Source organism: Actinomycetospora sp. ABD4_176 (assembly GCF_056311855.1).
Window position 1 is genome coordinate 2366394 of record NZ_CM149974.1, and the last position, 16753, is coordinate 2383146.

Here is a 16753-nt window from a genome sequence, read left to right on the forward strand (position 1 = left end):
GTCAGACGGTGAGCGCGACCTTGCCCCGGGCCCGCCCGGTGGCGACGTGCTCGATGGCGCCCGGCGCGTCGGCCAGCGGGAAGGTCGACTCGACGGCCGGCAGCAGCCCTCCGGCGGCCACCATCTCGGCGAGCACGGCGAGGTCGTCGGCGTTCTCCGAGGAGATGAAGCTGCCCAGCGACTGCCGGACGAACGGCGAGAGCAGCAGAGCCCGCAGCTGCCGGTCGACGCCGCCGATCCAGCGGTCGCCGCCCTCCCCGCCGACGATCACCAGCCGCCCGGTCGGCGTGAGCGCGCGTCGCAGGGCCCGCAGAGGACGGTTGCCGCCGATGTCGAGGACGACGTCCCACTGCCGATCGCCCGACGTGACGTCGTCCCGGGCGTAGTCGACGACCTCGTCGGCACCCAGACCCCGGACCAGGTCGGTCTTGGCGGCGCTGCAGACGCCGGTGACGTGCGCCCCGTATGCGTTCGCCACCTGCACCGTGAAGCTGCCCACCCCGCCCGACGCACCCAGCACCAGCACGCGCTCTCCCGCGCGGACCCGCCCGTGGTCGCGCACGGCCTGGAGGGCCGCCAACCCGGACACGCCCAGCGTGGCGGCCTCGGGGAACCCGACCGAGGCCGGCTTGCCGGCGAGCTTGCCCTCCCGGGCGACGGCGTACTCGGCGAACGACCCGGCCGCGATGCCGAACACCTCGTCGCCGACGGCGAACCGCGTGACCCGCTCCCCCACCTGCTCGACCACGCCGGCGACGTCCATGCCGAGCACGGGCTGCTTCGGGCGACGCACCCCGAAGCCGGCCAGGCGCACCAGGTAGGGCAACCCGGTCATCAGGTGCCACACACCCCGGTCCACACCGGCCGCCGTCACCCGGACCAGGACCTCCTCCGGCCCGGGGCGCGGCGGCTCCACGTCCTGGAACTCCAGGGCTCCCACGCCGCCGTAGGCACGCCGGACGATCGCCTTCATCGCTGCCTCCCGACGCTGCCCCCGCGGCATCACGTCGGAAGCCACCATCACGCGCTCCGGTGCCCGCGTGCCATCGGTGCCCGCACCCATTTCTCGGTGCGACCCGCGGAAATGGGGTCCGGCACCGATGGCGACGCGCTGTGGTGGCGACCGAGGCTCGGACGACGGGCCGGACGTCCCCGGCCGGCCCCTGGATGGGTGGTGATCCCGTGAGCACGTCCCCGAATCCGAGTACCGCCCCGCGCCGAGGGCCGGGACCCGGCCGGCTGGCCCGTCTCGCCGGCCTCTCCTACCTGCTCGTCGTGGTGTTCGGCATCTTCGCCCACGTCGTCGTCCGCGGTCGGCTGTACATCCCCGGCGACGCGACGGCGACCTCCGCGAACCTGGCCGCGCAACCCGTGCTCTTCCGCCTCGGATTCGTGGCCGACCTGGCGATGGCAACCTTCCTGCTGCTCACGGCGATGGCCCTGTACCGGCTGCTGCGCCACGTCGACCGCGACGTCGCCGCGGCGATGGTGGTGTTCGCCGCCGTCGGCGTCGCCATCACCTTCGCCGTCCTGAGCCAGACCTTCGCCGCGTTCCTCGCGGCGACCGCCCCGCCCTACCCGGCCGCCCTCGGAGCCGAGGGAGCACCGCTGTCGCTGCTGCTCCTGGACACCCACCACTACGGCTACCTGAGCGCGCAGGTGTTCTTCGGGCTCTGGCTGCTCCCCCTGGGCTACCTGATGTACCGGTCGGCGATGTTCCCCCGGTGGCTCGGCGTGCTCCTCGTCGCGGCCAGCGTCGGGTTCCTCCTCGACACCGTCCTGCTCTTCCTCGCGCCGGGCCTGCGCGCCGCCGCCGAGCCGGTGCTCGGCACCCTGACCTCCGTCGCCGAGCTCGTGGCCGTCGCCTGGCTGCTCGTCCGCGGCGCCGGCCCCCGGTCGCAGGGCGCACCGTCGGCGTCGTCGCCCGTCGACGCGGCGACGTGACAGCGACCTGACGGCATACTCGACGGGCGTGCCTCCCCGCCCGTGCCCGTGCGGCCTGCCCGAACCCTTCGACGCGTGCTGCGGCCGGTACCTCGGCGACGACGGCGGCGCGGCACCCACCGCCGAGGCCCTCATGCGGTCGCGCTACACCGCCTTCGCGCGCGGCGACGTCGACCACCTGCTGAGGACCTGGCACCCCGCGACCCGCCCGGCGGCGCTGACGCTCGATCCCGCGATCCGGTGGACGCAGCTGGAGGTCCTCGACCGCGTCGGCGGCGGCCTGTTCGACGCCGATGGCGTCGTCGAGTTCCGCGCGCACCACCGCGAGGGCCCGCGGACGGGGGTCCTGCACGAGCGCAGCCGCTTCGTGCGGGAGGCCGGGCGGTGGCTCTACCGGGACGGCACCGCCCGCTGACCCGCCGCGGTCGGCGGTCCCACGACCCGGGCCGGGGCAGTGTGATCCATCGCATCCCCGTACCGAATAGTAGGACTTCCGAGTAACCGTCGGCGCCCCTCACCGTGGGGTGCGGGCCGTCACCGGCCCGCGTCGACCACCGGGAGCCGTCCGTGCACCGCACTCCGATCCAGGTCCGATGCCCCGAAGGCGGCGACGCCCGCCTGCTGGGCCTCGGCGCGTTCCGGCCCCGCCGGTACGCGACCAACGAGGAGGTGTGCGCGCACATCGACGTCGACCCCGAGTGGGTCGTCGCGCGCTCCGGCATCCGCACCCGCGGGGTCGCCGCCCAGGACGAGACCGTGGTCGCCATGGCGGCCGCGGCCGGGCGCGACGCCCTCGGCGTCGCGGCCGTCTCCCCCGCCGAGATCGACGTCGTCGTCGTGGCGACGATGTCGCCGGACACCGCCTGCCCCCAGGTCTCGACCCGGCTCGCCGACCGCCTCGGCGTCACCGGCGCCGCGGTCGACCTCGGCGCCGCGTGCTCGGGCTTCTCCTACGGCCTCGAGACGGCGCGCGCCATGATCCGGGCCGGCACGGCGCGTCACGTCCTGCTCGTCGGCGTCGAGCGCATGACCGACTTGCTCGACCCCTCCGACCGCTCCACGGCCTTCCTGTTCGGTGACGGCGCCGGCGCCGTGGTCGTGGGCCCGAGCGACGCGCCCGGCGTCGGACCCGCCGTCTGGGGGGCCGACGGCAGCCAGGCCGACCTCATCGAGCACCGCCCGAGCTGGCGGGACGGCCTCGCCGACCCGGCGGGCGCGGTGCCCGGGTTGCGCATGCAGGGCCCGGCGGTGTTCCGCTGGGCGAGCACGCAGATCGCCCCGGTCGCCGAGAAGGCACTCGCCGCCGCGGGCGTGACCGTCGACGACCTCGACGCCTTCGTGCCCCACCAGGCCAACAACCGCATCACCGACGCCCTCGTGCGCGCACTCGCGCTGCCCGACCGGGTCGTCGTCGCCCGCGACGTCGTCCGCGCCGGGAACACCTCGGCCGCCTCGGTACCGCTCGCGATGCACGCCCTGCTGCAGGACGGCGAGGCCGAACCCGGGCAGGTCGCCCTGCTCGCCGGGTTCGGCGCCGGCCTGACCTACGGGTCCCAGGTCGTCGCGCTGCCGCCGATCACCGCGTGACCGGCGCGGGTCACCCCGCGAACGCCTCCACGGCCAGCCAGACCCCGAAGACGAAGAACAGCACCGCCGCGCCGACCCGGATGACCCTGTCGGGCAGCCTCCGCCCGAGCACCCGCCCCAGGATGATCGCCAGCCCGTCGGCCGCGACCATCCCGATCGTCGAGCCGAGCCACACGCCCGAGACGCCGACCGCGCCCGGGTACTGCGTCGCCAGCGTGATGGTGGCGAGCATCGTCTTGTCGCCCAGTTCGGCGAGGAAGAACGCGACACCGACGGTGAAGAACGCCGAGCGGGTGGTGGCGCTGCTCTTGTTCTTCTCCTCCTCGGTCAGGGAGTCGCCGCGCAGCGTCCACAGCCCGAACGCCACGAACGCGACGGCGGCGACCAGCGAGATCCAGAAGGTGGGGATCGCGGCGCCCAGCAGATATCCCACCCCGACCGAGACCGCGTGCGTGAGCGCCGTCGCCACGCCGATGCCCAGCAGCACGGGCAGTGCCCGGAAGCGGGTGGCGAACGTCATCGCCATGAGCTGCGACTTGTCGCCCAGTTCGGCGACGAAGATGACGGCGAAGCTCAGGGCGGTGGCGGCGAGGAAGCCGGTCACGGCGGGGGCGCTCCTCTCGGTCGGGACGGACCGAGGCGCACGCTCCGGCCCGACCCGTGGACGACGGGTCGACGCCGAAGGTCTCGCCCGCCGCCGGTACCCGACGGCCCCCGCGGCCGGACGCCGGAGCGTCAGTGTGTCGACCGCGGTGTTGGGAGCTACTCCCCTTCGCTGCGAACGACAATAGCAGCCGGAAAAGGCGCCGCTCCTTCCACCGTGAAGACACTCACGATTCCCGGAAATGGTCGTTCCACAATCTCGGTTTCGGCATGGCGAAACCGTGGATGTGGTCAGCCGTCGTCGCGCACGACTGAGTACGCGACCTCACGCTGGGCGTCGTGCTCGGCGAGCCGGGCCACGAGCGAAGCGGCGACGGGTCGACCTGCGGCGGATCCTGACCGGGCGCGACGGATCTTGACCATCCACCGACGCCCTCACGACGATGACCGGCGTCGTCGTCGCGAAGGAGCGCCCGGATGATCCTCATCAACATCGTCATGCCGATCCGGCCCGAGAAGACCGACGAGTGGCTGGCCCTCGCCGACTCCTACGAGAAGGACGTCAACGCCGAGGAGGGCTGCCTGTTCTTCCGGTTCGCGCGGACCTTGAGCAACGAGAACGAGTACGTGTGCATCGAGGGCTTCCGGGACGCCGACGCCGGCGCGGCCCACGTCGCGCAGCCGCACGTGAAGCGGTTCTTCGACGCCGCCCCCGACCTCGTGTCGGAGCAGCCGCGGATCCTCTACATCGACACTCCGCACGACGGCTTCGGCCCGATGGGCGAGATCCAGCCGCGCTGACCGGGCGGTACGGGGCCTCCCGACCCCGCCACGCGGGCGGGGCGGTCGGTGTTCCCCGGTCATGGCGCCCACGACGACCGATCACCCCGCCCTGCCCGCACTGGACCGTGTCGACTGGTCGGGGGTCGGCGAGGCCCTCGACCGCGACGGGATCGCGATGCCCGGCCGGCTGCTCGACCCGGAGCAGTGCGCCGGCGTGGTCGACCTGTTCGACCGCGACGAGGTGTTCCGCTCGACCGTCGACATGGCGCGGCTGTCGTTCGGCGCGGGCCGCTACCGCTACTTCGCCGACCCGCTGCCACCCCTGGTCCAGGAGCTCCGGACCCGCCTCTACCCGGGGCTCGCTGCGGTGGCGAACCGGTGGGCCGAGGTGCTCGGTGAGGACGGCTTCCCCACCGACCACGACGAGCTGCTCGCCCGCTGCGCCGCGGTCGGGCAGCGCAAGCCGACGCCGTTGGTGCTGCGCTACGGGCCCGGCGACCACAACCGCCTGCACCAGGACGTCTACGGCGACCTCACCTTCCCGCTGCAGGTGCTGATCATGCTGAGCACGCCGGACGTCGACTTCACCGGCGGCGAGAGCGTGTTCGTCGAGCAGCGGCCGCGCCAGCAGTCGCGGCCGGTGGTCGCCCGGCCGGGGCTCGGCGAGGCGGTCGTCTTCCCGGTGCGCCACCGTCCGAACCGGGGCGCCCGCGGGGTCCACCGCGTCCAGATGCGCCACGGCGTCTCGGCGGTGCGCACCGGGCGCCGCCACGTCCTCGGGATCATCTTCCACGACGCCCGGTAGCACGGGGCGCGACCGTGGTCGGGGCCGTTCAGGCCCCGGTCAGCCGCCGGCGGTTGCCCACGACGCTGCGGTGCACCGGGGCGACGACGGCCCCGAGGACGGCCGCGGTGTCCCGCGGGGGCGTCGTGACCGCGGCCAGCCCGGCGCGGGCGAACGCGTCGGCCTTCTCCCGGACCATCCGCACGAGCTCGCGGCGCTCCCGCGCGTCCGGCGGCCACCCGCCCGCGACGAGCCGGGCGGTGCGGTAGCCGACGACCAGCGGCGCCGACACCGTGATCTCGGCGAGTTGCACCCAGGGCCGGACCCATGCGGCGCCGGGCAGGCCGGAGCGCTTCGTGGACGTCATCGGTGCCACGGTACGGGTCCGCCGCTACCGTCCCAGGGCGGGCAGCCCCGTCTCGGTGACGTGGCGCAGGGCGTCGAGACCCGCGGCGATGGTCGGCTGGTCGCGGCTCCCGGCGCGCACGGCGGCGACCACGCGACGGGTCGGCACCGGGTCGGTCGTGATCGGGATGCGGCGGGTGTCGTGGTGCGCGGGCAGGTCGGCGAGGCGCGGGACGAGGGCGACGCCGAAGCCGCGTGCCACCAGGGCCGCGCCGGTGTCCCACTCGTCGGCGAAGTGCGCGATGTCGGGCGCGAACCCGGCCGCGGCGCACGCGAGCGTCACGAGCTGGTGGTACGCCCGCCCGGCGTTGCCGCAGATCCACGCGTCGCCGGCGAGGTCGGAGAGCGCGACACGACGGTGGCCGACCAGCGGGTGCTCGGGACCGACGAGGACGTCGAGCGGCTCGTCGTAGAGGGCGTGCTGATCGAAGGCTGTGTCGGACGCCGGCGGGATGCTGGGGGTCGCGACGACCACGGCGACGTCGGCCTCGTCGGCCGCGAGCAGGTCGAACGACCGGGCGGGCTCGCTCTCGCGAAGGTGCACCCGCAGCCGTGGGTGCTCGTCGCGCAGGTGCTCGAGGGCCCGAGGCACCACCACCGCGGCGGCCGACGAGAACGCCGCGAACCGCAGCGTCCCGCCGACCGCGCCGGCCCGGTGGGCGGCGAGGTCGGCACGCGCCTGCTCCCACTGGGCGGTGAGCGTGTCGCCGTGTCCGAGCAGCGTGCGGGCGGCCGGCGTCAGGCGCACCCCGCGCCCGACCGGCTCGAGCAGCGGCACGTCGAGCTCGCGCGCCAGGGCCTGCATCTGGTGCGAGACCGCCGACGGCGTCAGCCGGCAGACCTCGGCGGCGGCGGTGACGGTGCCGTGCCGGGCGATGGCCGCGAGCACCCGCAGCCGCCGGTCGATCATGTACACAACGTACAAGATCAGAGGTTCGACGTTGCGATGGACGCGGACGGAATCCGGCGCCGACACTCCTGGCATGACCTACCGCGCGATCGTCGTCGGCCTCGGCGGGCTCGGTTCCGCGACCCTCTACCGACTCGCCGCGGAGCTCGGTCCCGGCGTGGTCGGGATCGAGCAGTTCGAGCTCGGGCACCACCGTGGCGCCTCCCAGGACCATTCCCGGATCATCCGTCTCGCCCAGCACGAGGAGGCGTACGCCGCGCTCGCGGCGCCGGCCTACAAGGCCTGGTACGAGGTCGAGGCGGAGGCCTGCCAGCAGATCGTCACCCCGACCGGCGGCCTGGTCATCGAGGACCGGGACGCCCGCCGCGGGACCGCGACCGGCTCGCGCAACATCGAGGGCTACACCGCGATGTTCGACCGCCACGGCGTCGCCTACGAGCGCCTCGACGCCGATAAGCTGGTCGCCCGCTGGCCCCAGTTCCGGGCCCACGACGGCGTGGCGGCCCTCTACCAGCCCGACTCGGGCATCGTCGACGCCGCGCGGGCCAACGCGGTGCACGTCGCGCTGGCCCGGGCCCACGGCGCCGAGGTCCGCACGAGCACGCCGGTGCGGGCGCTGCGCCCCGACGGCGACGGCGTCGCGGTCGTCACCGACGACGGGGTCCTGCTCGCCGACCGGGTCGTCGTCGCGAGCGACGCGTGGACCAACCAGGTGCTGGCCGGGACGGGCACGACGCTCCCGCTGACCGTCCTGCGCGAGCAGGTCACCTACTACGCCACGCCGCACCTCGCGGAGTTCGCGCCGTCGCGGTTCCCGGTGTTCATGTGGCACGGCCGGCACAACTTCTACGGTTTCCCGGTCTACGGCGAGGTCGCCACGAAGCTCGGCCAGCACATGGGCGGCGAGGAGACCACCGCGGATGGGCGCACCTTCGAGCCCGACCCGCTGCGGCGCGAGCGCTACGCCGACTTCGTGGCGCGGCACGTCCCGCGTTTCGGGGGGCCGGAGCTGTACTCGAAGACCTGCCTGTACACGGTGCCGCCGGACCAGAACTTCATCCTGGACACGCTGCCCGAGCACTCGCAGATCACGGTCGCGAACGGCGCCGGTCACGCGTTCAAGTTCGCCGCGCTCATCGGGCGCCTGCTCGCGGACCTCGCGCTCGGCCACGAGCCCGCCCACCCGATCGACGCCTTCTCGATCACCCGCCCGGCCCTGACCGACCCGAGCTTCCCGCGGAGCTTCCATGTCTGAGACGACGCCCCGGATCCCCGAGCGCACCGACCCGTACGCCGCGCTCCCGGCGCGGCCCGTCGACCCGGCCCTGTTCACCGTGGAGAGCACCTACGCGCCCACGCGGCTGCCCGTCGAGCTCGCCTCGACGCTGCTGCCCGACGCGTACACCAGCCCGGAGTTCTTCGCCCTCGAGCAGCAGCGCCTGTTCGCGGCCTCGTGGGTGGCCGTGGGCATCACCAGCGACGTCGCGGAGCCCGGCGCCTGCATCGTCGTCGAGGTCGCCGGGCGCTCGGTCTTCGTCACCCGCAACCGTTACGGCGAGCTGCGCGCCTTCCACAACCTGTGCCGCCACCGCGCCACGAAGCTGCTCGACGGCGACGCCCGCGAGGTCGGCAGGCGCGGGCGCATCCGCTGCCCGTACCACTCCTGGACCTACGACACCGACGGCACCTGTCTCGGGACGCCGCTGTTCGAGGGCTCCGACGTGCCCGCCGGCCAGGAGCCGATCTTCGACACGTCGGTGGCGACGGGGTTCGACCGCGCCGACTACGGCCTGCTCGAGGTCGCGGTCGACTCGTGGGGCCTGTTCCTGTTCGTCAACCTGTCGCCGGACCCCGCGCCGCTGGTGACCCAGCTGGGGGACCTGCCGGAGCGCTTCGCCGACTACCGGCTCGACGAGTGGGTCACGCTACGGACGCTCACCTACGACGTCGCCGCGAACTACAAGCTCGTCGGCGAGAACTTCATGGAGTACTACCACCTGCCCTGGGTCCACCCGGAGCTCAACCAGGTCTCGAAGTTCTCCGACCACTACCGCTGGCAGGGCCCCGGCATGTACACGGGCATGTGCACGACCCCCGTGTCGCGCAACACCGACGCCGGCGGCTGGGACGGCCTCGCGCCGCTGCCGTTCCTCGGCCCGCAGGACGCCGACAGCGGCCGGTTCGTCTGGCTCTTCCCCGGCACCGCGCTGGTCGTGCTGCCCAACCATGCGTTCGTGCTGTTCAACCGGCCCGTCGCACCCAACCGCACGGTCGAGACCGCGGTCCTGCTCGCCCACCCCGAGTCGCTCGACGGGGCGGGCGGGGACGACACCGCGGCGGAGGGCGTCGAGCAGCTGGCCAAGTTCTGGGACCTGGTCAACCGCCAGGACCTCGAGATCGTCGAGCGCGTGCAGGAGGGGCTGGAGAACCCGGCCTACCGCGGCGGCCGGATGTGCTTTCGCTTCGAGGAGCCGCTGCACCGCTTCCAGAACATGGTCGTCGACCGCATGGTCGGCGTCGACCGTGTCCCCGCGGGCGACGACCTGGACGACGGCGACACCATGACGCGGATGTTCCCGGACCCGTGACGGCCTACGTCCGGGCGGCGGCGAGCAGCGGGACCACGAGCTCGTCGGCCGACAGGGAGCCGTGCTGGCCGGGCAGGCGCGAGAGCAGGGGCTCGGCGGCCGGGCAGACCACGGCGGCGGTGCCGCGCAGGGCGGCGAGGACGTCGGGCACCCGGTCGCGCACGGCGTCGGCGACCGGGCCGAACCAGCCGCGCGCGATCGCCTCGTCGCCGCCGACCACCCATGCGTCGTCACCGAGCACCCCGCGCCAGGACGCGAGCACGTCCTCGGCCGCCCCCGGCCGCGCGTAGACGAAGCGGGCGCGGGGGTCGCCACCGACGAGCGCGACGCCGGCGACGAGGTCGGGGTCGTTCTCCGCGTCGTGGCGGCGGTCGACCGTCACCATCCCGTGGTCGCCGGTGACCGCGAGCAGGCTGTCGACGGGGAGCTCCTCGACGAGCTGGGCGACCAGCCGGTCGATCTGGCGCAGCTGCCAGCGCCAGGCGATCGAACCCGGCCCGCGCAGGTGGCCGAGCTGATCGAGGTCGGCGTGGTAGGCGTAGACGAGCTGGGGCCCGGGGCGGCCGAGGGCGTCGAGCAGCTCGGCGGCGAGGTCGCCGAACGCCCCGACCCCGCGGTACTGCGCGCCCCGCAGCGCCGAGCGGGTCAGGCCGGACTCGCGGAAGGCGCGGTCGGAGACGACGGTCGTGCTGACGTCGCCTGCCGTGGCCTGCTCGAAGACGGTCGGGCGCGGCTGGACGGCCTCGGGGACGAGGAGCTCGCGGGCGTCGCGACCGTCGCCGGTCCAGGTCAGGGTGTCGAGCAGGGTGCCGTCGACGCGCACCCGGATGCCGAGCGTGCCGTGGGTGCCCGGCGGCAGGCCGGTGCCGAGCGAGGTGACGCTGATCGACGTGCTGCTCGGGAACCCGACCGTCAGCGGCCCGTGGTCGGCCATCGCGGCGAGGAACGGCGCGTCGGCGGCGTGCTCGTGCAGCAGCCGGTGGCCCAGCCCGTCGACGAGCAGCAGCGCGGCCGCGCGCACCGGCGGCAGGCCGAGGGCCGGCGCCCCGCCCGGTGTCGGGCCCGGTGTGACGGCCTCCAGGAGGGCCGGCATCACGTCGTGCAGGCCGGGGCGGTCGGGATCGGGCGGGACGAGCTCGGCGGCCTCCACGGCGGCATTCTCGCCGAGGACCGTCCGGCGCGGTACGTGGACGTTGCGTGGTCGGACGGGCACGGACGGAACGGAAGAGGTGCGGCCGTTCGAGTGATACGTACTGGCCTCGGCGAGCACCCCCTGTCACTGTCGACACGCCGGGTGACGAGAGGAGACCGCCATGACCGTCGACGCCCCGACCCGACCGGTGACGGCCGTGCCCCAGCAGCCGCACGAGCACGACCGCACCTGCTTCTGGGACGTCCTCGCGTGCCGCTGGGCCGGGCCCGCCCACCCGACGCCCCCGGCCCCGCAGGTCCCCGCGCCCCGGCGGTCGCCGGAGGAGTGAGCCCTCCCCGCCCGCCGGGCTCCGGACCCCGTGCCGGCGACCCGTTTCCTCGGGAAACGGGTCGCCGGTCGAGACCGACGTCCCGCTGCTCTCCCCCGACTGCCGGACCGACTCAGCGCCCCGCCGACAGCAGCCCCCCGGACCCCGAGGACGGGAACAGGTGGCGCTCGGCGACCAGGGAGAGGAACCGGCGCGCGTGGTGCGGTGACTCGGCGACGCCCGGCGGCACCGCGCTGCCCACCCGCGCGTAGGCCCGGCCGGCGAGCTGTTCGAGCAGCTCGGTCACCGGCCCCTCGCGCGGGGCACCCAGCCGGGTCAGGCGCACGAGACCCGTGCCGCCGAAGGTGCGCTCGGCGTGCTCGGGGAAGACGCCGGCGAGGAACAGGGCGCCGTCGCCGATGCGCCGCCACACCCCGGGCTGCTCGTCGGCCGGCACCGACTCGAGCAGCACGGCCAGGGCGGGCAGGTCGAGCTCGTCCCACCGCTGGCGGTGCCGCCCCCGCTCGTCGCGCCGCCACACGACGCCGGAGGTCAGCCGCGCGTAGGAGGCGAGCAGCTCGGCGAGGTGGAGGCGGTGCGCGGGATCGGTGGCGAACGCCGCGAGCTGCGGCCCGTCGAAGATCGGCACCTGGGTACGCGGCGCCGTGCGGTCGGGGGCGTGCAGGCGCCCGACCAGGGCCCGGGACGTCCGGTGCACCGCCGCCGCGAACACGAGGAACGGCGACACGTGCCGGAAGCGCCCGTCGTCGTCGCGGCGGGCGGCGAGCACCGCGTCGGCGACGTCGGGCCGGTCGAGCAGCTCCAGCAGGAGCTCGGGGCGCCGGCGCAGCGGCGCGACCCGGTCGGGCTCGCCGCCGGCGAGGGCGAGGAGGTCGCGGTCGGTCAGGTGCTCGCCGTAGCGGCGTCCCACGGCCTGCGCGACATCCATGCCCCCACTATGCGGAGCGGCGCATGCTCAGGGCCAGGCCGATGTCCATCGCGCCGCGGAAGAGGAAGCCCAGCGCGACCATGATCGCGATGAGGCCGACCGCGCTGCCCGGCGAGACCAGCAGGATGAACGCCACGACGATGCTGAGGGCGCCGAGGGCGAGGTTCCACACCCGGTGCTCGCGCTGGGAGAAGCCCACGAGCAGGTCGTGCACGCCCGCGATGACGAACCAGAGGATGATGCCCCAGGCCAGCACGAGGATGCCGCCGCCGGGCTGGAAGAGGACGAGGATGCCCGCGACGAGGGCGAGCACGCCGAACGCGGCGAGCCAGCCGCGTCCCGTCGACCCGGTCTCGGCCCGCCAGGCCACCCCGATCTCGAGCGCACCCTGCACGATCAGGCCGATGCCGAGGGCGAAGGCCGCTCCGAGGATCGCGAGCCCGGGGAAGAAGAGCGCGATGACCCCGACCAGGATCCCCAGGATCCCGGACGCCAGGATCCAGCCCCACCCGCTCGAGGCGCGGCGCACGCCGGGCCCACTCGTCGCGCTGGTCATCGCACGTCCCCTCCCGCCACACCGGTGATCACGAGCACATCGAATCGCCCAGGTGCCGCTCCTGTCGAGGGGGCGCGCTTGACCCGTCTGGTGCGCTCTGCGGTGTGAGCGCTCGCCTGCTCGACCCTTCCGTGCCCGTCCAGGCCCACGCGGGCGAGCGGCTGACGGGCGCCACGGTCGTCTGGCTGGGCACCGTCGGGCCGGGCGGGCGCCCGCACACCGTGCCGGTGTGGTTCACCTGGGACGACCCGAAGGTCACGATCTTCAGCCGTCCGGACACCGCCAAGGTGGGCCACCTGCGGGCCCACGCCGCGGTGAGCGTCGCGCTGGACACCGCCGAGCAGGGCACCGACGTCGTCACCGGCTCGGGGCACGCCGTGCTCACCGGGACGACCCGGGTGGAGGGCGCGCTCGACGCCTTCGGCCGCAAGTACGCCCCGATGCTCGGCGAGCAGCCGCTCGACGCCTGGCTGATGACCTTCTCGCTGCCGATCGTCGTCACGCTCGACCGGCTCGTCGCGTGGCGCAGCACCCCCGCCGGCCTCGAGTACGCCTCGCTACCCTCCGGCGGATGATCATTCGCGCCTCGCGCCGCACGGTCCTCGTCGGGGGCCTCGCGGCGGCGCTCGCGGGGTGCGCGGGCCGCGCGGACCCGCCCGCTCCCCCGGCGCCCGCTCCTCCGGACCCGGCCGCCGCGCTCGCCGACCTCGAACGCCGCTCCGGGCGCCGGATCACGCTCGTCGCCCGTGACACCGGCACCGGCCGCGAGGTCCGTCACCGCGCCGACGAGCGGGCGCTGATGGCCTCGACGGTCAAGGTCCTCGTCGTCGCCGCGGTGCTGCGCCGGCGTCTCGCCGAGCCCGGCCTGCTCGAGCGCACGATCCGCTACACCCGCGCCGACCTGCTCGAGTACGCACCGACCACGTCCCGGAACGTCGAGAGCGGGATGACGGTGGCGGCCCTGTGCGAGGCCGCGCTCGTCGTCAGCGACAACACCGCCGCGAACCTCCTCAGCGCCCTCGTCGGCGGTCCCGCGGCGACGACGGGGTTCGTACGCACGCTCGGCGACCCCGTCACGCGCGCCGACCGCCTCGAGCCCGCGCTCAACGAGAGCCTGCCCGGCGACGAGCGCGACACCACCACCGCCGCCGCGATGGCCGGTGACCTGCAGGCGCTGATCCTCGGCGACGCGCTCGACCCCGCCGGGCGCGACCTGCTCACCGGGTGGATGGTCGGCGCCGTCACCGGCACCGAGCAGATCCGCGCAGGCCTGCCGCGCGACTGGCGCGTCGGGGACAAGACCGGCTCCGGCGCGCAGGGCGAGAACAACGACGTCGCCGTGGTGTGGCCGCCCGGCCGCGCGCCCTGGGTCGTCACCGTGTTCACCAGCCCCGCCGACCCGGCGAGCACGAACGGCCGCCCGACGATCGCCGAGGCCACCCGGATCGCCGCCGCCGCACTCTGAGGAGCCGGCACTACGGTGGGAGACCATGGGGGGTCGGGCCGACGAGCCGGTACGCCACGACGCGGTGCGCTGGCTCTCGCCCACCGAGCTGGTGCGCACGGGCCTGACGGTCGCGCTCGGCAGCGTCGCGGCCGCCTACGCCGACAAGCGCGACGTCATGTCCGGGACGACGTTCGCGCAGGACGTGGTCCGGTACGAGGGCACCGGGGACGACGCGGACGCCGAGGACTTCTGGGTCGACTTCCTCTCCGACACCGGCGACGGCTTCCCCGCCATGGCCACGGTCGCGACCCTGCTCGGCGCCACCGGCCTCACCGTCGACGGGCAGGCGCTCCCCCGCGGGCGGGTCCTGCTCCTCGGCGGCGACGAGGTGTACCCCGTGGCCGGCACGAGGGCCTACGAGGAGCGCCTCGAGGCCCCGCTGGACGCGCAATTCGTCGTCGACCCCGGGCGGGAGCAGCCGGCCGTCCACGCCATCCCCGGCAACCACGACTGGTACGACGGGCTGACCGCGTTCCTGCGGGTGTTCGCCCAGGGCGGCGACCTCGCCGGGTGGCACACCGCGCAGCGCCGCTCCTACTTCGCGCTGGCGCTGCCGCACAGCTGGTGGGTGCTGGCGATGGACATCCAGCTCGACACCTACATCGACGCCACGCAGCTCGAGTGGTTCCGCGGCGTCGTCGAGCGGATCCCCCACGGCACGCGGATCGTGCTGCTCACCGCCACCCCGGCCTGGTACGGCGCGTTCGACGGGGACGACGAGGCCATGGACCGCCTCGCCTTCTTCCTGCGCGACGTCCTCGGCGAGCGGCGGGACCTACGGGTGCGCCTCGTGCTCACCGGCGACAGCCACCACTACGCGCGCTACACGCTGTCGCGCCCGGAGGGCTCGGTCGGCCCGGACCAGGTCCTCGTCACCGCCGGCCACGGCGGCGCCTACACCTCGCCCACGCACTTCCTCCCCGACGAGCTGCACGTCACCGCCGACCTCGCCGACCCCGGCCCGGAGCGGTCCGACCGCGAGCACACCTACGTCCGCGCCGACGCCACCTTCCCGACGGCCCGGACCTCGCGGGCCGAGGCCGCGCGGGTGCTCGGGCGGCTGCCGGCACGCAACGGGTCGCTGTTCGCCGCCCTCGGGGCGCTCCAGGCGCTGGTCGTCGTGCCCGCGGTGCTCGGCCTGTGGGTGCTGGCCGTGCTCGGGGCGGTCGTGGTGGGCGCGGTGGCGGCGGCGTTCGTGGCGCCGAACCGGAAGGGCTGGTGGGGCGCGGTCCCGCTGCGGGCGGTGCTCGCGGTCGCCCAGGTGGGGCTCGCCGGCGCGGTCGCGGGGCTGGCGACCTGGGTGCACGAGGCGCTGGCCCCGTGGCGGGCCGGGCTGTGGTCGGTGCTCGTCGGGGGGCTCGAGATCCTCGCCGTCGTCGCGGTCGCCGGGGTGGCGGCGAGCCTCGTCCTGGCACTGTTCCTGCTGGTCGTCGGCCGGTGGGCCAACCGCAACGAGCTCTTCGCCGCCCAGAGCATCGAGGATCACAAGGGCTTCCTGCGGATGCGCATCGCGCCCGACGGCACCCTGACGATCTTCGTCCTCGGGGTCGACCGGGTGCCGCGCGACTGGACCTGGTCGCCGGGCGACGCGCCGCGGTGGACGCCGACCACGCCGCTCTCGGCGCACCTCGTCGAGGAGGTCGAGCTGCGGCCCTGAGTCGGCCGTGCGCGAACACCCCTCCCGCCGGCGGCGCCCGCACGGTAGGACGGGCGCGTGGAGTACACGGTCTCCCGCGACGTCGCCGCCGGGGCGGACACGGTGTGGGCGGTGATGGTCGACGTCGAGCGCATGCCCACGTGGACGTCGACGATGCGCCGGGTCCGCCTCGACGGGGACGCGCTGCGGGTGGGGGCGCGGGTGCGGATCGAGCAGCCGCGGCTGCCGCCGGCGACGTGGGAGGTCATCGAGCTCGAGCCGGGCCGCTCCTACACCTGGGCGTCGCCCGCGCCGGGCCTGCACAGCGCCGCGTGGCACAGCGTCGAGCCGCTGGAGCCGGGGCGCAGCCGCATCACGCTGGGCATCCGCCAGACCGGCGCGCTGGGCGTCGTCGCGTCCCTGCTCGGACCGGTGACCCGCCGCTACGTCGACACCGAGATCGCCGGGCTCGCGGCGGAGGCGGAGCGGCGGTCGGCGGTGCGCTGAGGTCCGGGCCCCGTCAGAGCACCAGCGTGAGGTGCGCGCTGTGGTGGTCCTCGGGGTAGTCGCCGAACGGCGGGCAGGGCACGAACCCGTGGCGGGCGTAGAGCCGGCGGGCGGGCGCGAAGTGCTCCGACGACCCGGTCTCCAGGCTCAGCCGCCCGTACCCGCGCCGCCGGGCCTCGGCGACGATGTGCCGGACCAGCGCCGACCCCACCCCGAGCCCCTGGTACGCCGTCGCCGTCCGCATCGACTTGATCTCGCCGTGGGTCGGGTCGAGCTCGCGCAGCGCCCCGCAGCCGAGCAGGACAGGGACGTCGCTGTCGTCCCACGCCGTCCAGAACGTCACGTCGGGGCGGCGCAGGCCGTCGAGGTCGAGCGCGTGCTTGCTCTCCACGGGCGTCACGGCCCGCATCTCCTCGAGGTGCTCGGCGAGCAGCGCCGCGACCTCGGGGCCGGACAGGTCGTCGACGACGATCGCGATGCCGCTCACCGGGGTCCCGGGCCCACGTGCCGCCGCGACCGCACCGCGCCCCGACG

At 74.8% G+C, this 16753-nt stretch carries 20 protein-coding genes; 12 read left to right on the forward strand and 8 right to left on the reverse strand.

What is annotated here, in order from left to right:
* Position 1: 1 nt before the first annotated feature.
* On the reverse strand, positions 2 to 973 hold the full coding sequence (locus tag ACYX4T_RS11445) for an NAD(P)-dependent alcohol dehydrogenase (protein WP_476014635.1): 972 nt from the start codon (positions 971 to 973) through the stop codon (positions 2 to 4).
* A gap of 209 nt (positions 974 to 1182) precedes the next feature.
* Between ACYX4T_RS11445 and ACYX4T_RS11450 the strand changes: the two genes are divergently transcribed.
* The 3 genes from ACYX4T_RS11450 to ACYX4T_RS11460 all read left to right on the forward strand — a co-directional run bounded on the left by ACYX4T_RS11450 (position 1183) and on the right by ACYX4T_RS11460 (position 3531).
* Positions 1183 to 1944 (forward strand): DUF4386 domain-containing protein, encoded by a 762-nt coding sequence (locus tag ACYX4T_RS11450; protein ID WP_476014636.1) that lies wholly within the window; start codon positions 1183 to 1185, stop codon positions 1942 to 1944.
* A 28-nt stretch (positions 1945 to 1972) separates the two neighbouring features.
* Positions 1973 to 2359, forward strand: coding sequence for a YchJ family protein (locus tag ACYX4T_RS11455; RefSeq protein ID WP_476014637.1), 387 nt, complete (start codon positions 1973 to 1975; stop codon positions 2357 to 2359).
* A gap of 152 nt (positions 2360 to 2511) precedes the next feature.
* Positions 2512 to 3531 carry a beta-ketoacyl-ACP synthase 3 gene (locus tag ACYX4T_RS11460; RefSeq protein ID WP_476014638.1) on the forward strand — a complete coding sequence of 340 codons (1020 nt, stop codon included), beginning with the start codon at positions 2512 to 2514 and terminating at the stop codon, positions 3529 to 3531.
* Positions 3532 to 3541: 10 nt separating this feature from the next.
* On the opposite strand, the gene ACYX4T_RS11465 is transcribed toward ACYX4T_RS11460, so the two are convergent.
* Positions 3542 to 4135, reverse strand: coding sequence for a TMEM165/GDT1 family protein (locus ACYX4T_RS11465; protein ID WP_476014639.1), 594 nt, complete (start codon positions 4133 to 4135; stop codon positions 3542 to 3544).
* Positions 4136 to 4611: 476 nt separating this feature from the next.
* Here ACYX4T_RS11465 and ACYX4T_RS11470 point away from each other — a divergent pair, with 476 nt between their 5' ends.
* A complete protein-coding gene (locus ACYX4T_RS11470; protein WP_476014640.1) occupies positions 4612 to 4935 on the forward strand; it encodes a putative quinol monooxygenase in 324 nt (107 codons plus the stop codon).
* Between the two features lie 61 nt (positions 4936 to 4996).
* Positions 4997 to 5722, forward strand: coding sequence for a 2OG-Fe(II) oxygenase (locus ACYX4T_RS11475; protein ID WP_476014641.1), 726 nt, complete (start codon positions 4997 to 4999; stop codon positions 5720 to 5722).
* Positions 5723 to 5750: 28 nt separating this feature from the next.
* Here ACYX4T_RS11475 and ACYX4T_RS11480 read toward each other — a convergent pair whose 3' ends face one another.
* Together ACYX4T_RS11480 and ACYX4T_RS11485 are read right to left on the reverse strand one after the other, a co-directional pair.
* Positions 5751 to 6068: a hypothetical protein gene (locus tag ACYX4T_RS11480; protein ID WP_476014642.1), complete on the reverse strand. Its 318-nt coding sequence runs from the start codon at positions 6066 to 6068 to the stop codon at positions 5751 to 5753.
* Positions 6069 to 6092: 24 nt separating this feature from the next.
* Positions 6093 to 7016, reverse strand: a complete 924-nt coding sequence (locus ACYX4T_RS11485) for a LysR family transcriptional regulator (RefSeq protein WP_476014643.1) — start codon at positions 7014 to 7016, stop codon at positions 6093 to 6095.
* A 73-nt stretch (positions 7017 to 7089) separates the two neighbouring features.
* Between ACYX4T_RS11485 and solA the strand changes: the two genes are divergently transcribed.
* Positions 7090 to 8271, forward strand: a complete 1182-nt coding sequence (solA, locus tag ACYX4T_RS11490) for an N-methyl-L-tryptophan oxidase (RefSeq protein WP_476014644.1) — start codon at positions 7090 to 7092, stop codon at positions 8269 to 8271.
* Positions 8264 to 9604, forward strand: coding sequence for an aromatic ring-hydroxylating oxygenase subunit alpha (locus tag ACYX4T_RS11495; RefSeq protein ID WP_476014645.1), 1341 nt, complete (start codon positions 8264 to 8266; stop codon positions 9602 to 9604). Before solA ends, ACYX4T_RS11495 begins: the two co-directional genes overlap by 8 nt.
* 4 nt (positions 9605 to 9608) lie before the next feature.
* On the opposite strand, the gene ACYX4T_RS11500 is transcribed toward ACYX4T_RS11495, so the two are convergent.
* A complete protein-coding gene (locus ACYX4T_RS11500) occupies positions 9609 to 10697 on the reverse strand; it encodes an alkaline phosphatase family protein (protein ID WP_476015246.1) in 1089 nt (362 codons plus the stop codon).
* A gap of 220 nt (positions 10698 to 10917) precedes the next feature.
* Between ACYX4T_RS11500 and ACYX4T_RS11505 the strand changes: the two genes are divergently transcribed.
* Positions 10918 to 11085, forward strand: a complete 168-nt coding sequence (locus ACYX4T_RS11505) for a hypothetical protein (RefSeq protein ID WP_476014646.1) — start codon at positions 10918 to 10920, stop codon at positions 11083 to 11085.
* Between the two features lie 112 nt (positions 11086 to 11197).
* Here ACYX4T_RS11505 and ACYX4T_RS11510 read toward each other — a convergent pair whose 3' ends face one another.
* Positions 11198 to 12013, reverse strand: a complete 816-nt coding sequence (locus ACYX4T_RS11510; RefSeq protein ID WP_476014647.1) for a hypothetical protein — start codon at positions 12011 to 12013, stop codon at positions 11198 to 11200.
* Between the two features lie 7 nt (positions 12014 to 12020).
* On the reverse strand, positions 12021 to 12569 hold the full coding sequence (locus tag ACYX4T_RS11515; protein ID WP_476014648.1) for an HdeD family acid-resistance protein: 549 nt from the start codon (positions 12567 to 12569) through the stop codon (positions 12021 to 12023).
* A 104-nt stretch (positions 12570 to 12673) separates the two neighbouring features.
* Here ACYX4T_RS11515 and ACYX4T_RS11520 point away from each other — a divergent pair, with 104 nt between their 5' ends.
* From ACYX4T_RS11520 to ACYX4T_RS11535, 4 genes are read left to right on the forward strand one after another with little or no spacing between them, the layout of a single operon-like run.
* Positions 12674 to 13144 (forward strand): pyridoxamine 5'-phosphate oxidase family protein, encoded by a 471-nt coding sequence (locus ACYX4T_RS11520; protein ID WP_476014649.1) that lies wholly within the window; start codon positions 12674 to 12676, stop codon positions 13142 to 13144.
* Positions 13141 to 14034 carry a class A beta-lactamase gene (bla, locus tag ACYX4T_RS11525; RefSeq protein ID WP_476014650.1) on the forward strand — a complete coding sequence of 298 codons (894 nt, stop codon included), beginning with the start codon at positions 13141 to 13143 and terminating at the stop codon, positions 14032 to 14034. Before ACYX4T_RS11520 ends, bla begins: the two co-directional genes overlap by 4 nt.
* Positions 14035 to 14059: 25 nt before the next feature.
* Positions 14060 to 15733 carry a metallophosphoesterase family protein gene (locus ACYX4T_RS11530; protein WP_476014651.1) on the forward strand — a complete coding sequence of 558 codons (1674 nt, stop codon included), beginning with the start codon at positions 14060 to 14062 and terminating at the stop codon, positions 15731 to 15733.
* A gap of 57 nt (positions 15734 to 15790) precedes the next feature.
* Complete coding sequence (locus tag ACYX4T_RS11535) at positions 15791 to 16219, forward strand: SRPBCC family protein (RefSeq protein WP_476014652.1); 429 nt, start codon at positions 15791 to 15793, stop codon at positions 16217 to 16219.
* Between the two features lie 13 nt (positions 16220 to 16232).
* On the opposite strand, the gene ACYX4T_RS11540 is transcribed toward ACYX4T_RS11535, so the two are convergent.
* Positions 16233 to 16706: a GNAT family N-acetyltransferase gene (locus ACYX4T_RS11540; RefSeq protein WP_476014653.1), complete on the reverse strand. Its 474-nt coding sequence runs from the start codon at positions 16704 to 16706 to the stop codon at positions 16233 to 16235.
* Between the last annotated feature and the right edge of the window lie 47 nt (positions 16707 to 16753).

What these genes read in the sequence shown, in the direction of transcription:
- ACYX4T_RS11445 (WP_476014635.1), bottom strand. Translation starts at nt 973, where the DNA reads ATGAAGGCGATCGTCCGGCGTGCCTACGGCGGCGTGGGAGCCCTGGAG.
- bla (WP_476014650.1), top strand. Translation starts at nt 13,141, where the DNA reads ATGATCATTCGCGCCTCGCGCCGCACGGTCCTCGTCGGGGGCCTCGCG.
- ACYX4T_RS11495 (WP_476014645.1), top strand. Translation starts at nt 8,264, where the DNA reads ATGTCTGAGACGACGCCCCGGATCCCCGAGCGCACCGACCCGTACGCC.
- ACYX4T_RS11480 (WP_476014642.1), bottom strand. Translation starts at nt 6,068, where the DNA reads ATGACGTCCACGAAGCGCTCCGGCCTGCCCGGCGCCGCATGGGTCCGG.
- ACYX4T_RS11530 (WP_476014651.1), top strand. Translation starts at nt 14,060, where the DNA reads ATGGGGGGTCGGGCCGACGAGCCGGTACGCCACGACGCGGTGCGCTGG.
- ACYX4T_RS11515 (WP_476014648.1), bottom strand. Translation starts at nt 12,569, where the DNA reads ATGACCAGCGCGACGAGTGGGCCCGGCGTGCGCCGCGCCTCGAGCGGG.
- solA (WP_476014644.1), top strand. Translation starts at nt 7,090, where the DNA reads ATGACCTACCGCGCGATCGTCGTCGGCCTCGGCGGGCTCGGTTCCGCG.
- ACYX4T_RS11475 (WP_476014641.1), top strand. Translation starts at nt 4,997, where the DNA reads ATGGCGCCCACGACGACCGATCACCCCGCCCTGCCCGCACTGGACCGT.
- ACYX4T_RS11485 (WP_476014643.1), bottom strand. Translation starts at nt 7,016, where the DNA reads ATGATCGACCGGCGGCTGCGGGTGCTCGCGGCCATCGCCCGGCACGGC.
- ACYX4T_RS11510 (WP_476014647.1), bottom strand. Translation starts at nt 12,013, where the DNA reads ATGGATGTCGCGCAGGCCGTGGGACGCCGCTACGGCGAGCACCTGACC.
- ACYX4T_RS11505 (WP_476014646.1), top strand. Translation starts at nt 10,918, where the DNA reads ATGACCGTCGACGCCCCGACCCGACCGGTGACGGCCGTGCCCCAGCAG.
- ACYX4T_RS11470 (WP_476014640.1), top strand. Translation starts at nt 4,612, where the DNA reads ATGATCCTCATCAACATCGTCATGCCGATCCGGCCCGAGAAGACCGAC.
- ACYX4T_RS11500 (WP_476015246.1), bottom strand. Translation starts at nt 10,697, where the DNA reads ATGCCGGCCCTCCTGGAGGCCGTCACACCGGGCCCGACACCGGGCGGG.